This window comes from Pseudomonas sp. DW-iso3 (assembly GCF_058725305.1).
In genome coordinates this window covers 1-14,487 of record NZ_JBZXDZ010000008.1, presented here as the reverse complement: position 1 = coordinate 14,487, position 14,487 = coordinate 1, and the positions used below count along the sequence as shown (strand labels likewise).

At 59.0% G+C, this 14,487-nt stretch carries 14 protein-coding genes; 2 read left to right on the top strand and 12 right to left on the bottom strand.

The window, feature by feature from the left end; translation table 11 throughout:
• Positions 1–34 precede the first annotated feature (34 nt).
• The 12 genes from AC4PS7_RS22575 to AC4PS7_RS22520 all read right to left on the bottom strand — a co-directional run bounded on the left by AC4PS7_RS22575 (position 35) and on the right by AC4PS7_RS22520 (position 11,770).
• Complete coding sequence (locus AC4PS7_RS22575; protein WP_010207864.1) at positions 35–1,342, bottom strand: CitMHS family transporter; 1,308 nt, start codon at positions 1,340–1,342, stop codon at positions 35–37.
• Between the two features lie 376 nt (positions 1,343–1,718).
• Positions 1,719–3,680 (bottom strand): DUF7844 domain-containing protein, encoded by a 1,962-nt coding sequence (locus tag AC4PS7_RS22570; RefSeq protein WP_021491391.1) that lies wholly within the window; start codon positions 3,678–3,680, stop codon positions 1,719–1,721.
• The gene (locus tag AC4PS7_RS22565) at positions 3,677–3,997 is read right to left on the bottom strand and encodes a DUF2388 domain-containing protein (RefSeq protein ID WP_021491390.1); all 321 of its coding nucleotides are present in this window, start codon (positions 3,995–3,997) and stop codon (positions 3,677–3,679) included. The genes AC4PS7_RS22570 and AC4PS7_RS22565 overlap by 4 nt, the downstream gene beginning before the upstream one ends.
• A 26-nt stretch (positions 3,998–4,023) precedes the next feature.
• On the bottom strand, positions 4,024–4,332 hold the full coding sequence (locus AC4PS7_RS22560; protein WP_029529044.1) for a DUF2388 domain-containing protein: 309 nt from the start codon (positions 4,330–4,332) through the stop codon (positions 4,024–4,026).
• Positions 4,333–4,412: 80 nt separating this feature from the next.
• Positions 4,413–4,733: a DUF2388 domain-containing protein gene (locus AC4PS7_RS22555; RefSeq protein WP_010207868.1), complete on the bottom strand. Its 321-nt coding sequence runs from the start codon at positions 4,731–4,733 to the stop codon at positions 4,413–4,415.
• A gap of 136 nt (positions 4,734–4,869) precedes the next feature.
• Positions 4,870–5,055 carry a DUF1127 domain-containing protein gene (locus tag AC4PS7_RS22550; protein ID WP_010207870.1) on the bottom strand — a complete coding sequence of 62 codons (186 nt, stop codon included), beginning with the start codon at positions 5,053–5,055 and terminating at the stop codon, positions 4,870–4,872.
• A 263-nt stretch (positions 5,056–5,318) separates the two neighbouring features.
• Complete coding sequence (locus AC4PS7_RS22545) at positions 5,319–5,534, bottom strand: DUF1127 domain-containing protein (protein ID WP_010168694.1); 216 nt, start codon at positions 5,532–5,534, stop codon at positions 5,319–5,321.
• A gap of 317 nt (positions 5,535–5,851) precedes the next feature.
• On the bottom strand, positions 5,852–7,345 hold the full coding sequence (scpC, locus tag AC4PS7_RS22540; protein WP_045791454.1) for a succinyl-CoA:acetate CoA-transferase ScpC: 1,494 nt from the start codon (positions 7,343–7,345) through the stop codon (positions 5,852–5,854).
• Between the two features lie 179 nt (positions 7,346–7,524).
• Entirely contained in the window at positions 7,525–8,961 is a 1,437-nt protein-coding gene (locus AC4PS7_RS22535) for an NAD(P)(+) transhydrogenase (Re/Si-specific) subunit beta (RefSeq protein ID WP_021491387.1), read from the bottom strand.
• On the bottom strand, positions 8,961–9,281 hold the full coding sequence (locus AC4PS7_RS22530) for an NAD(P) transhydrogenase subunit alpha part 2 (protein WP_003220416.1): 321 nt from the start codon (positions 9,279–9,281) through the stop codon (positions 8,961–8,963). The genes AC4PS7_RS22535 and AC4PS7_RS22530 overlap by 1 nt, the downstream gene beginning before the upstream one ends.
• A gap of 15 nt (positions 9,282–9,296) precedes the next feature.
• Positions 9,297–10,418 carry a Re/Si-specific NAD(P)(+) transhydrogenase subunit alpha gene (locus AC4PS7_RS22525; RefSeq protein ID WP_010207879.1) on the bottom strand — a complete coding sequence of 374 codons (1,122 nt, stop codon included), beginning with the start codon at positions 10,416–10,418 and terminating at the stop codon, positions 9,297–9,299.
• A 452-nt stretch (positions 10,419–10,870) separates the two neighbouring features.
• On the bottom strand, positions 10,871–11,770 hold the full coding sequence (locus AC4PS7_RS22520) for a LysR family transcriptional regulator (RefSeq protein ID WP_038452478.1): 900 nt from the start codon (positions 11,768–11,770) through the stop codon (positions 10,871–10,873).
• Between the two features lie 157 nt (positions 11,771–11,927).
• Between AC4PS7_RS22520 and AC4PS7_RS22515 the strand changes: the two genes are divergently transcribed.
• Complete coding sequence (locus AC4PS7_RS22515; protein WP_431480262.1) at positions 11,928–13,109, top strand: acyl-CoA dehydrogenase; 1,182 nt, start codon at positions 11,928–11,930, stop codon at positions 13,107–13,109.
• A gap of 12 nt (positions 13,110–13,121) precedes the next feature.
• Positions 13,122–14,342 carry a CaiB/BaiF CoA transferase family protein gene (locus AC4PS7_RS22510; protein WP_044286423.1) on the top strand — a complete coding sequence of 407 codons (1,221 nt, stop codon included), beginning with the start codon at positions 13,122–13,124 and terminating at the stop codon, positions 14,340–14,342.
• The last annotated feature ends 145 nt before the right edge of the window (positions 14,343–14,487 follow it).

Genomic DNA, 14,487 nt, shown 5'->3' with positions numbered 1-14,487 from the left:
GCTGCAGCGCCGCGCGGTGGGTGAGTCGGTACGATTATAGAGTGCTGAACAGCGGAAAAATCCCCATCAGCAATGCGGCGAACATTATGCACAGGCACACGAGCACTGCCCACTTCAGGGTGAAGCGCTGGTGATCGCCAAATTCGATACCGGCCAGGGCCACCAGCAGGTAAGTCGAAGGGACCAGAGGGCTGAGCAAGTGTACCGGCTGGCCAACGATGGAGGCGCGAGCCATTTCCACGGCAGTGATGCCGTAGTGGCTGGCAGCTTCGGCCAGTACGGGCAGCACGCCGTAGTAGAACGCGTCGTTGGACATGAAGAAGGTGAACGGCATGCTCACCAGCGCGGTGATCACGGCCAGGTACGGGCCCATGGCTTCCGGGATGACCGCCAGCAGGCTCTTGGACATGGCATCGACCATGCCGGTACCGGACAGGATGCCGGTGAAGATACCTGCGGCGAAGATCAGCCCGACTACCGCCAGTACGCTGCCGGCGTGGGCGGCGACGCGGTCTTTCTGCTGTTGCAGGCACGGGTAGTTGACGATCATCGCGATGCTGAACGCCACCATGAACAGCACCGGCAGCGGCAACAGGCCGGCGATCAGTGTGCACATCAGTGCCAGGGTGAGCGCGCCGTTGAACCAGATCAGCTTCGGACGGCGGGCATCCGGGAATTGCGACACGCTGATTTCACTGTGGTCGATCTCGTCACCTTGCAGGTGCAGTTCACCCAAGCGCGCACGCTCACGCTTGCCGTACCAGTAGGCGATCACCAGGATCGCGACCACGCCGGCGGCCATGGCCGGGATCATCGGAACGAAAATATCCGATGGGTCCACATGCAGCGCACTGGCGGCTCGGGCAGTCGGGCCGCCCCAAGGGGTCATGTTCATCACGCCACCGGCGAGAATGATCAAGCCGGCCATGATCCGCGGGCTCATGCCGATGCGCTGGTACAGCGGCAACATGGCGGCCACGCAGATCATGTAGGTGGTCGCGCCGTCACCGTCGAGGGACACGACCAGGGCCAGCACAGCGGTGCCGACGGAGACTTTGAGCGGGTCACCTTTGACCATCTTGAGGATCTTGCGCACGGCCGGGTCGAACAGGCCAGAGTCGATCATCAGGGCAAAGTAGAGGATGGCAAACATCAGCATCACGCCGGTCGGCGCGAGCTTGGTGATGCCTTCGAGCATCATCGGGCCGATCTTCGGTGCGAAACCACCGAACAGCGCGAACAGGATCGGCACGATGATCAAGGCGATCAGCGCGGACAGGCGCTTGGTCATGATCAGGAACATGAACGTGATGACCATGGCAAAGCCAAGGAAAGTCAGCATAGGAATACTCCAGGCGTAGCGCGGCTAGGGAAAGGCGGACCGGGTGGAGGTCAGCGCAGAACGAAAGGCACGAGGCGTACGGGTGGAGTTGGGGCAAACAGGCGGGTACGGGCGGACATCGGGAATCACCATTGTTGTTGTTAACAGCCGGTCTGTTGCCGGCAGTGGGGGCGATCCTAGACGGGTAAGCTTTCAGCCAGCTTTCGCTGGAAAAACAGGTGATGAAGGCCAGACATACGGTCTTCAGGTTTACACAGTTCAACTGTGGGAGCTGGCTTGCCTGCGATGCAGACACCTCGGTCGTTCAGTTGAACAGAGGTGATGCGATCGCAGGCAAGCCAGTTCCCACATTCGAATGGTGTTTGGCGTGAGACTCTTACGGGAGCTCCAGGCCGCCCGCCGCTTTATGCAATGCCCGCAAGTGCTCGCCCACCTGCTTGAGGTTGGCTTCGCAAGCGGCAATCTCGGCGGAACGGGAGGGATCCAGCAACGCCCTCACCTCTTTATCGAGTTCGCCCGTAAGGGATTGCAGCTGCTTCTGACGCTCGGCGCTTTCCGATTCCAGGCGCTCGGCCTCCGACGGTTGCGGCAGGCCATAGCCGCCACTGCCCAGCAGTTCTGCCGGGCGGCTGAGGAAGCCACTGTTGGCGAGGATTTGTTGCAGCGTGGCGTTGGCCTTCTCCATGCCGCCGTTTTTCAGCTCACGGGCGCCGAGGTAGCGTTGTTTGACTTCGTCCTGGGCCAGCATCAACTGTTTGCGAAAGCTCGCCTGCTCAAGCAGCAACAATGCGGCGCTGGTGCGCAGATCAGCCTGGCCGAACCACTGGCGACGCTCCTCGGCACTGAGGGACAGCCAGTCTTCGACTTGGGTCTGTTTGATCGGCAAGTGTTTGCGCAGCACATCGAACATCGCCTGATAACGCTCGCGGAAGGAATCGAAGTGATAGCCCAGGCGCAATGCCCTGCGTTTGTCGTCCAGCACGCTGGTGTCGGCCAGGCCACGGGCACTCAATACCTCAAGCAAGCCGTTGGGGGTGATGTTGTCCAGGCCGGTCAGTTGCGGGTTGGCGCTGCCGCTGCGCAACAGTTTCAGGCTCTCTACTGCACAGTTGTTGGAAATAAAGAAGTAGTTGCCGTCGTAGCTCCAGTGCATCTCGGCGGCATGTTCGACGGTGTCGTTGATTTCCTGGCGGGTCAGTTTCAGCGGCACGGAGGCCAGGCCGCGCAACTCGGTCTTGGTGTACTCGTCGATCACTTGCGCCAGCGGTAGCACAAACAGGCGAGACGGGTATTTGCCGACCAGTCCGTCCCAGCTCGACAGCTGTACGTCGCCGACGAACGCGCGGTAGGACAACACCAGATGCTGGTCCAGATCCAGCCGACAATCCGGCCCACGCGGACGACCTGGCGCGCAGATCACCAGGCGCAACATGCTGTGGCCCCAGCGGCTCACCAGGTTCTGGTTGGCTTCGGCCAGCAGGTAGTCGATTTCGTAGACGCGCTCCGGGTCCACGTGGCCCAGTGGCGTCTTGGCGAAGTCGTTGCCGGCGTTCAGGAATGCGTAGGTGTTGGCGCAGGCGCTTTGATTCGGCGGCGCCCAGCCAAAGTGTTCTTTGTAGTAACGGAACAGCGAGGGACGGCGGCAGGCGTAGCTCGGGTCAAGCAGGAAATACTCCATATTGACCGCCACGAACTCCAACGGGCTGGTGGTTTCGTAGATGTCCGGGCTGCGGGCAACCTGATGGTTGTTTTGTTCACGCTCACCGCGGCGGCCGACGTATTGCGGCCAGCCGGCAAGGTCCAGCAGGCGTGGGTCATCGCTGAGGGTAAAGCGTCGGTCATTCTGGCCGCGGCATTGATCAGGCAGGCCGATCAAGCCAGTGATGCTGTTCTGGCGGCTGCAGCGGTTGATCAGTGCGCGGTCTGCTTTGGACCACAAGCGTGCACGGTCATAAATGTGGGTCAATTCATGCAGCACGGTAGCGAGCATTTCCCGGCGCACAGTACCGTGGGGGCGATTGGTTTTCTGGGTGGCGGCGCTGCCGTCGGTCAGGCTGGCGAGCAGGTTGCGGTTGAGGTCCAGCTCGGACACCAGGGAGGCTTGCCCATAGGCGTTCTCGGGCATCTTGTCGGTCCAGCCGACATCGATGCGTCGATCCAACTGCTCGATGAAGCGCGGCGGCAAAGCGCGCAGCGCTTCGTCGAGCAACGCCTGGCTGGCCTGTTGTTCAGCCGGGCTCAAGCCATCGGTCTTGAGCCGCAGTTGCAGGTCGGCCTGGGCTGCACTGGCACACAGCAGCACAACCCCGGCCAGGAGCCAGGCGGCAATTCGCCTCACAGTGCGAGGATAGCTTCGGCGAGGGTCTGGTCACTGGCGTCGCGGGCTTCCGGCAAACGGGTGCGCAGGGTGTCGAAGGCGGCTTCCAGCTGCGCGCCACGGATCTCGCCGTTGGTAGCCACGAAGCTGGCAGCGTCGTCGTGGGCATCGCGCACGACTTTGGAGTCGCGGATGGAGGTGGTGGTGTCCGAGGTGAAATCAATCGTGCGGCCAGAGGCGCGAACAATGATGTTACTGGTGGCCACCAGGGTCTGTGCCTGGGCAACGTCGGCCAACAACAGCAGGCCAAGGGTGGCGGCAATCAGCGGGCTACGCATGAGATGACTCCGGAATACAAAGATGATTATTGGACGAGAATTGCTTGCGCCAGTTCAAGGTCACTGGCGTTAAGTTTTGGTTGGCTGCGGCGCAGATAATCCAGCGCCGACTCCAGCCGTGCCCCTCGCCGTTGGCCGTCAGTGGCGATAAACGCGGCAGCGTCATCCTGAGCAGCCATTATCACTTTTCTGTCGAAGGGAGCGGAAGTCACCTTGCTGGTGGCATACGCGCTGACGACGGTGCTTTGGGTGCTCAGGTCGAAGGCGAACGCCACTGGCGACCAAGCCGTGCAAAGCAATACGGGAACTCGTAAAAGGCGGTATGAAAAAGCCATGGGACTCGACAACTGAAAACGAGCGCCAAGGCTAGCTTAATGCCCGGGCTAGAGCCAGCGCCCAGGCATCAACCCTGCATTCAGATAGTCAGGATCGCCTGCGCCAGCTGTGCGTCTGTCGCGCTGTTCAGTTGTGGTGCTTGTTGGCGGATCTGTGCCAGTGCGCTTTCCAGTTTCACGCCACGGATGGCGCCTTCGCTGGCAACAAAGCTGGCAGCGTCGTCGCGGGCGGCACGCACGACTTTGTTGTCCCGCAGGGACGACGTGGCATCGGAACTGGCGTCGGAGGTGGCCTTCAACGCGCCGACGATGGAGTCGGTGGTCACGATGAAGCTGGTCGCGTTGGCGTTGGCAGCCATGGCCAACAGGGCAGCGGCACTCAGCAGGCGAAGACGGGACATGGGATGACTCCTGTAGATGAACGAATAAGGCGGCGCAGGGCAGCCATTGGGGATCAGACGCCTGTACTACGTGGTTCGCCACGTGGTGACTGGATATTAAGCCGCCGCTTATCCGTTCGGGAAGCGTCTTGACTGCCTAGTCACGCCAGAACGGTTTGGACAGCTCTGCCATCCGGTCGCCGTGGCTGATGCCCAAATCGGACAGTTCCCGGCTATCAAGCTGCGACAGTTGGCGGCGTTCATAGGCCAGGCGCAGCCACTTGGCGAGCGTGGAGGCCGTATGGCGTAACAACCGTTTATAACGGAGGGGTGGCGTATCCATGGCGTGCACCTTTCATGAGGTCTTGGAACACCATGTTGAGCGAGGGGACGTGACCGATACAGATACACTCGGGTTAAATTGTACTGCTTAACTGTTGTATTTTTTAAACTGTACTTGTCGCCGATTGAAGCCACTGTTTTCCCGTTGAAAACCTTCACCTCGGAAACAACAAAGCCCGCCTCCAGTATCCCGGGGCGGGCTTTGCTTTGACAAATCTGGGTGCTGGCGGTGGACCCGTTAGGTCAGGGCCAGCGGGCGCTAAATCAGCGCCAGAACGGCTTGCTCAGCTCTTCGTAGCGTTGAGCTTCGCTGATGCCTGCGTCAGCCAGCAGACGCGAATCCAGGCGAGCCAGTTGGTGGCGGCTGGAGATGCGGCGCTGCCACAACATCAGGTTGGCGATAACGCGCAGAGGCAGGGAAGCCTGGGTGTTTACAGCTTTTTCTTCAAAGAACAGATCGGAACTGAGTGTACGTTCCATGATGACATCCTTCCGCTTGTGGCGGGATTAGGTAGTGGTTTAACTGATGCCAATGATCCTCTTCCGGCGCAAGACTCTCTAGATACAGTTCACCTGTATTGTGAGGGGCCAGTTAACTGTTTATAGGCGCTGTACTGTACGGAAATGGGGCAACTGTACCTGTCCGCACTGAAATAGTGCGAAATTGGCTTTTTAGAGGAGGTATGTGGGAGATTTCGGTAGGAAATGACCGGTACAGCAGTACAGTTTTTCAAGAAGTGGCAGGGAAAGCGTCGAGCTGATGAAACTGTGTTTGCATCAGCACGACTCTGTATCAATCACGCCTTGAGCATGTGCCCGGTTTCTTCCAGGTTGATGTGCCAGCTCAGTGCTTCGCGCAGGATATGCGGCGTGTGCCCGCCGATGGCGCAGGCAGCGTTAAAGTAACTGTTCAAGGCATCCCGGTAGGCGGGGTGAACACAGTTATCGATGATCACCCGGGCCCGCTCCCGTGGCGCCAAGCCACGCAGGTCGGCAAGCCCAACCTCGGTGACCAGGATATCGACGTCATGCTCGGTGTGGTCCACATGGCTGACCATCGGTACCACGCTGGAAATCGCCCCGCCCTTGGCAATGGATTTGGTAACAAAGATTGCCAGGTGTGCGTTGCGCGCAAAATCCCCGGATCCGCCGATGCCGTTCATCATCCGCGTACCGCAGACGTGGGTGGAGTTGACGTTGCCGTAGATGTCGAACTCCAGCGCGGTGTTGATGCCGATGATACCTAGGCGACGCACCACTTCAGGGTGGTTGGAGATCTCTTGCGGGCGCAGTACCAGTTTGTCCTTGTACTTCTCCAGGTTACCGAACACGTCGGCATTGCGGCGTTCCGACAAGGTGATCGAGCTGCCCGAAGCGAAACTCAGTTTGCCCGCGTCGATCAGGTCGAAGGTCGAATCCTGCAACACTTCCGAATACATGGTCAGGTCTTCGAACGGCGATTCGATCAAGCCACACATCACGGCGTTGGCGATATTGCCGATACCGGCCTGCAACGGACCGAGTTTGTTGGTCATGCGGCCTGCATCGACTTCCTGCTTGAGGAAGTTGATCAGGTGATTGGCAATGCCTTGCGTATCGCTGTCAGGCGGCGTCACGGTGGAGGCGGAGTCGGCCTGGTTGGTGATGACGATAGCGACGATCTTTTCCGGCGGGATCGGGATTGCGGTACTGCCAATCCGGTCATCGACCTTCACCAACGGGATCGGCGTACGGGTTGGCCGGTACGTCGGAATATAAATGTCGTGCAGCCCTTCCAGGTTCTGGTTGTGGGCCAGGTTGATCTCGACAATCACCTGCTTGGCGAAAATCGCAAAGCTGGCCGAGTTGCCTACAGACGTTGTCGGTACGATGTGGCCTTGCTCAGTGATCGCGACCGCTTCAATCACGGCGATATCCGGGAGCTTGAGCTGGTTGTTGCGCAGTTGCTCGACGGTTTCCGACAGGTGCTGGTCGATAAACATCACTTCGCCGGCGTTGATTGCCTTGCGTAAGGTGCTGTCGACCTGGAACGGCATGCGCCGGGACAGTACGCCCGCTTCGGTCAGTTGCTTGTCTAGGTCATTGCCCAGGCTGGCGCCGGTCATCAGGGTGATTTTCAGCGGAGAGGTCTTGGCCCGTTCGGCCAGGGCGTGCGGGACGGCCTTGGCTTCACCGGCACGGGTGAAGCCGCTCATGCCGACGGTCATGCCGTCCTCGATCAGTGCGGCGGCGTCTGCCGCGCTCATGACCTTGTTCAACAACGAAGGCAAGCGGATACGATCACGGTACATGGATTGTTATCTCAGGCTACGGAAGCAAGGTGCGCAGTTTAGTGATTTCAGAAAAATTCGGCCCGCTACCATGGTCGAATGCCAGGCAGCGATTTAGAGCCTTTGGTCGGGTTTCATGCGGTGATAAAAAACCCCAGCCTATCGCAGGCCGGGGTTTCGAGTATTGCGCTGAAGCAGTGTTACTCGACGGCTTTGACCATGTCTTCGATAACCTTCTTGGCATCACCGAAGACCATCATGGTCTTGTCCAGGTAGAACAATTCGTTATCCAGACCGGCGTAGCCGCTGGCCATCGAACGCTTGTTGACGATGATCGTCTTGGCCTTGAAGGCTTCGAGAATCGGCATGCCGGCTATCGGTGAGTTCGGGTCGTTCTTGGCGGCCGGGTTGACCACGTCGTTCGCGCCCAGCACCAGCACCACGTCGGCTTGGCCGAACTCGGAGTTGATGTCTTCCATCTCGAACACTTGGTCGTAAGGCACTTCGGCCTCGGCGAGCAGGACGTTCATGTGGCCAGGCATACGGCCCGCGACCGGGTGGATCGCGTATTTCACCGTGACGCCGTGGTGAGTCAGCTTCTCGGTCAGTTCCTTGAGCGCGTGTTGTGCCCGCGCCACCGCCAGGCCGTAGCCCGGGACGATGATCACGGTATCGGCGTTCGTCAGCAGGAAGGTAGCGTCGTCAGCCGAGCCGGATTTGACCGGGCGTGCTTCTTTGGAGCCTGCCGCTGCACCGGCATCCGGCGCATTGCCGAAACCGCCCAGCAGTACATTAAAGAAGGAGCGGTTCATCGCCTTGCACATGATGTACGACAGGATCGCGCCGCTGGAGCCTACCAGTGAGCCGGCAATGATCAGCATCGAGTTGTTCAGCGAGAAGCCGATGCCCGCCGCCGCCCAGCCGGAGTAGCTGTTGAGCATCGAGACGACCACGGGCATGTCCGCACCGCCGATCGGGATGATGATCAGCACGCCGAGCACGAAGGCCAGGGCCAGCATCAGCGCGAAGGCGGTGAGGTTGCCGGTGAACATGAACGCAAGGCCCAGGCCCAGTGTTGCTAGACCAAGCACTAGGTTCAGCTTGTGCTGGCCGCCGAACTGTACCGGCGCGCCCTGGAACAGGCGGAACTTGTACTTGCCCGACAGTTTACCGAACGCAATCACCGAACCGGAGAAGGTGATGGCGCCGATGGCTGCGCCGAGGAACAGCTCCAGGCGGTTGCCGGCAGGGATCGAGTCACCCAGGTGTTTGACGATGCCCAGGGATTGCGGCTCGACCACGGCGGCGATCGCAATGAACACCGCGGCCAGGCCGATCATGCTGTGCATGAACGCTACCAACTCCGGCATCTTGGTCATTTCTACGCGCTTGGCCATGATGGAGCCAGCGGTACCGCCGACCAGCAGGCCGACAATCACATAGCCAATGCCAGCCGTTGCCAGCTCGGCCCCCAACTTATAGATGAGGCCGACGGTGGTAAGGACGGCCAGCGCCATGCCGAGCATGCCGAACAGGTTGCCGCGCCGCGAAGTGGTTGGGTGCGACAGGCCCTTGAGCGCCTGGATGAAGCAGATCGACGCGATCAAGTAGAGCGTCGTGACGAGATTCATGCTCATTACTTAGGCGCCTCTTCTTTTGCTTTCGGGGCTTTCTTCTTGAACATCTCAAGCATCCTGCGGGTTACTAGGAAACCACCGAACACGTTGACCGCTGCAAGTGCCACGGCCAGGGTGCCCATGGTCTTGCCCAGTGGCGTGACGGTGAGGGCTGCGGCCAGCATGGCGCCGACGATCACGATCGCGGAAATCGCGTTGGTTACCGCCATCAAGGGCGTGTGCAGCGCGGGGGTAACGTTCCAGACCACGTGGTAGCCGACATAAATGGCCAGCACAAAGATGATCAGATTGTAGATACCGGGGGAGATAAGCTCTTCCATCGTCTGAATCCCTGCTTAGGCGTTTTTGCGGATGACTTGGCCGTCGCGGCACATCAGGCACGCGGCGACGATGTCGTCTTCAAGGTTGATTTCGAACTGCCCTTCCTTGGTGAAGACCAGCTTCAGGAAGTCCAGCAGGTTGCGCGCGTACAGGGCCGAGGCGTCGGCGGCGACAGCGCCGGCCAGGTTGGTCGGGCCGCAGATGATCACGCCGTTCTCGACGACCACCTGGTCGGCAACTGTCAGCGGGCAGTTGCCACCTTGGGCGGCGGCAAGGTCGATCACCACTGAGCCGGGCTTCATCTGTGCGACGGTTTCAGCACTGAGCAAGGTCGGTGCCTTGCGGCCTGGGATCAGAGCGGTGGTGATGACAATGTCTGCTTGCTTTGCGCGTTCGTGCACGGCCAGGGCCTGGCGCTGCATCCAGCTGGTCGGCATGGGACGGGCATAACCACCGACGCCGACGGCGCACTCGCGTTCTTCATCGGTCTCGTAAGGCACGTCGACAAACTTGGCGCCGAGGGATTCGATCTGCTCTTTAACGGCCGGGCGCACGTCAGACGCTTCGATCACCGCACCCAGGCGTTTCGCCGTGGCGATGGCCTGCAGGCCTGCCACGCCGGCGCCGAGAATGAGTACGCGTGCAGCCTTCACAGTGCCTGCGGCTGTCATCAGCATCGGCATAAAGCGCGGATAGTGATGAGCCGCCAGCAACACGGCTTTATAGCCGGCGATGTTGGCCTGGGAGGACAGCACGTCGAGGCTTTGGGCCCGCGAGGTGCGTGGTGCTGCTTCAAGTGCGAAGGCCGTGATGCCACGCTCTGCGAGCTTGGCAATGGTTTCGTTGCTGAACGGATTGAGCATGCCCACCAACACGGTGCCGCTTTTGATCAGCGCCAGTTCGCTGTCGCTAGGGGCAACCACCTTGAGGATCAGCTCGGCGCCGAACGCATCGTTGGCACTGCCAATGGTTGCGCCTGCCGTTTCATAGGCACTGTCGACGACACTGGCTTTAATGCCGGCTCCGCTTTGTACAGTGACCTTATGGCCCTGGCCGATCAGCTTCTTGATGGTTTCCGGGGTGGCAGCCACCCGCGTTTCACCGGTCTGGGTTTCGAGAGGAACACCAATGTGCACGTCAAATCTCCTGCATGATCTTTTTGCTTTTGATCTTTTTGTAAAAAGGCCAGTGCACCGCGAGTGGCGCAACTGGGGCGGCCGATCAGCACGATCCCGCTGAAATGACAGCGGGGCGCGGCATTTTGCAGGCGAACTTTACGGCCTTCAAGGGATTATGACGGGTGACGAAAAATTAACTACAAGTCACCCTGTGACTGATTGTCGCAACGCCCTGAAATAACCTCTTCAAATACAGGGATTTAAAGAGCTGCAGGCGTTTTTTTAACCTTTTGACATCGTTGGTGTGAATAGTCGGTTATTGGCTTGTATTAGTCGCTGCAAGCCATATGGATCATGGCTTCTAGCCTTATTTTTGCTCGACAGATACAGTCTGTTTAAATGCGACATATTTGTATATCTGTAGGGCTGTAGATTTGCTGACTACAGAGTCAATAAGTCAGTGCGGGCCTTTAAATACTATGGTTGTAGCGCTGTGACTGGTCGATTAGCCAGTCCCTGAATGCATGCAATGAGGCTGATTCGACCTTTCTGTCAGGAATCATCAAGTAATAAGCCTTTGAGCTGCTCAACGCCTCGGGGCTTGCAATCACCAGTTGACCTTCCTCCAGTTCGCGTTGGATGAGGAACGGCGGGATCAGCGCGATTCCCATGTCATGCATGGCGGCCTGAGACAACATCGAGAATAGCTCGTAACGCGGTCCTGTCATGTCGCGGGGTATGTTCAGTTGCTGTGCGTTGAACCATTGGCGCCAGGCGTAGGGTCTCGTCGTCTGCTGCAAGAGGGGCAGCTCTGCGATTTCCTGGGGGCTGAATTGTGTGGTGTTAGCCAGCAGTCTTGGGCTGCACACGGGGACAGGGTTTTCTCCCATCAGGCGGTGCGATTCCGTACCCGACCAGTCGGCATCGCCGAAGTAGATAGCGGCGTCGAATTCGGTGTCGGCAAACAGGAAGGGCCGTGTTCGGTTCGTCAGGTTTACTGTGACTTCAGGGTGCTTGCGTTGGAAATCCTTGAGGCGAGGGATCAGCCATTGAGTGCCAAATGTCGGGACCACGGCCAGTTCGATGGTGTTGGCGCCTTGCTGACCCATGACGGAAAGCGTGTCGCGTTCCACTGCGTCCAGTTGCGTGGCAACGCGGCGGCTGTACGAAAGCCCGGCTTCCGTCAGTTTTACCCCGCGCCGTGAGCGCCGAAACAGCTCGACACTCAAAAACTCCTCAAGGCTGGCGATCTGTCGACAGATGGCGCCTTGAGTGATCGAAAGCTCGTGTGCGGCCTTGGTAAAGCTCTCGTGGCGGGCCGCCGCTTCAAAACTGACCAGCGCGGTGGTACTGGGAATTTTTCTGCGCATATACCGTGTCCTCACATGTAAAGCGCATATGCGCGCTTCTCGGCTATTTCGAAGTGAGAAATTAGCACAACCCTATGCGGAAACCTCGTTTGCCCTACACGTCGGTCGGGCCTAGGCTGGTTGCACGACTTCCGTTTCTTTCCGCGAGGACTTATTCATGGCTGGCAAGGCAAGCTTCAACTGGATTGATCCGCTACTGCTGGATCAACAGCTCACCGAAGAAGAGCGCATGGTGCGCTACAGTGCTGAGCAGTTCGCCCAGGACAAGCTGGCCCCGCGTGTGCTTGAAGCCTTCCGCCATGAAAAGACCGACCCCGCTATTTTTCGCGAGATGGGCGAGACCGGTTTGCTCGGTGCGATGATTCCTGAGCAGTACGGCGGCAGCGGCTTGAATTACGTCAGTTACGGGTTGATTGCCCGCGAAGTGGAGCGTGTCGACTCCGGCTATCGCTCGATGATGAGTGTTCAATCGTCCCTGGTCATGGTGCCAATCAACGAATTCGGTACTGAAGCACAGAAACAGAAGTACCTGCCGAAGCTGGCTTCTGGCGAATGGATCGGCTGCTTTGGTCTGACAGAGCCTAACCATGGTTCCGACCCAGGCGCGATGATTACCCGTGCCCGCAAAGTGGAGGGTGGTTACAGCCTCACGGGCGCAAAGATGTGGATCACCAATAGCCCGATCGCGGATGTGTTTGTGGTGTGGGGCAAGGACGATGCCGGCGATATCCGTGGCTTTGTCCTGGAGAAAGGCTGGAAGGGGTTGAGCGCACCGGCGATTCACGGCAAGGTCGGGCTGCGTGCTTCCATCACCGGTGAAATCGTGATGGATAACGTGTTTGTCCCGGAAGAGAACATCTTCCCGGACGTGCGTGGTTTGAAGGGGCCTTTCACCTGCCTTAATTCTGCACGCTACGGCATCTCCTGGGGCGCATTGGGTGCCGCCGAATTCTGCTGGCATACCGCTCGCCAATACACCCTTGATCGTCAGCAATTCGGACGTCCCCTGGCGGCGACCCAGTTGATCCAGAAAAAGCTGGCTGATATGCAGACCGAGATCACCCTGGCCCTGCAGGGCTGCCTGCGCCTGGGGCGTATGAAGGATGAAGGCACGGCGGCGGTTGAGATCACTTCGATCATGAAACGCAACTCCTGCGGTAAATCCCTGGATATCGCGCGTATGGCGCGCGACATGCTCGGCGGCAATGGCATTTCCGATGAGTTCGGGGTGGCGCGTCACCTGGTCAACCTCGAGGTGGTCAACACCTATGAAGGTACTCATGACGTGCATGCCTTGATTCTGGGGCGTGCGCAAACCGGTCTTCAGGCGTTCTATTAATAGGAGCACGGCATGGGCGCGCTTTCGCATCTGCGGGTACTGGACTTATCGCGAGTACTGGCGGGCCCCTGGTCCGGGCAGATCCTTGCGGACCTTGGTGCTGAAGTGATCAAGGTTGAGCGGCCGGGCAGCGGCGACGATACGCGCGCCTGGGGGCCACCCTTCCTTAAGGATGCTTATGGCGAGAACACCAGTGAGGCTGCGTACTATCTGTCTGCCAATCGCAATAAGCAGTCGGTGACCATCGACTTTACGCGGCCGGAGGGGCAGGCGCTGGTGCGTGAGCTCGCGGCCAAGTCGGACATCCTCATTGAAAACTTCAAGGTGGGCGGGCTTGCTGCGTATGGGTTGGATTATGAGTCGCTCAAAGAGATCAACCCCGAGTTAATTTACTGCTCGATCACGGGTTTTGGTCAGACCGGGCCCTATGCGACGCGAGCGGGCTATGACTTCATGATTCAGGGGTTGGGCGGGCTCATGAGCCTGACCGGCCGTCCCGAAGGTGATGATGGGGCTGGGCCGGTTAAGGTGGGTGTGGCGCTGACTGACATTCTTACGGGGCTGTACTCGACGGTGGCGATTCTGGCGGCACTGGCTCATCGGGATCACGATGGTGGTGGGCAACACATCGATATGGCGCTACTGGATGTGCAGGTGGCATGCCTGGCAAACCAGGCGATGAATTATCTGACGACAGGGGCATCGCCAAAGCGGCTGGGCAATGCACATCCGAATATCGTGCCTTATCAGGACTTTCCCACCGCCGATGGTGATTTCATCCTGACGGTAGGCAATGACGGGCAATTTCGTAAGTTTGCCGAAGTGGCTGGTCAGCCACAGTGGGCGGATGATCCGCGCTTCTCTACTAACAAGGTGCGGGTGGCAAATCGGGCGGAGCTGATTCCGCTGATTCGTCAGGCAACGGTGTTCAAGACGACGGCCGAGTGGGTGTCGCAGTTGGAGCGTGTGGGTGTGCCGTGCGGGCCGATTAATGATTTGGCTCAGGTATTTGCCGACCCCCAGGTCAAGGCGCGTGGGTTGGCGATGGCATTGCCTCACGCATTGGCGGGGATGGTGCCTCAGGTCGCCAGTCCGATACGCTTGTCCAAGACGCCCGTGGAGTACCGCAATGCGCCTCCTCTGCTGGGAGAGCATACGGCTCAGGTGCTTCAAGATGTATTGGGGTTGGCGGGCGTGAATGTGGCTGCTCTGAAGGCGGCAGGTGTTATCTGAATCCCTTCCTCTATATAGAAGATGCTGGTGGCCCTGTATTGGTGGTTTTTTAATCAATTCTAAGTAATTGATAGAAAAGCAAAATCAAGGGTTGACGGCAGATTCCAGACGTCTATAATTCGCCCCACTTCCGGCGCAGTCGAAA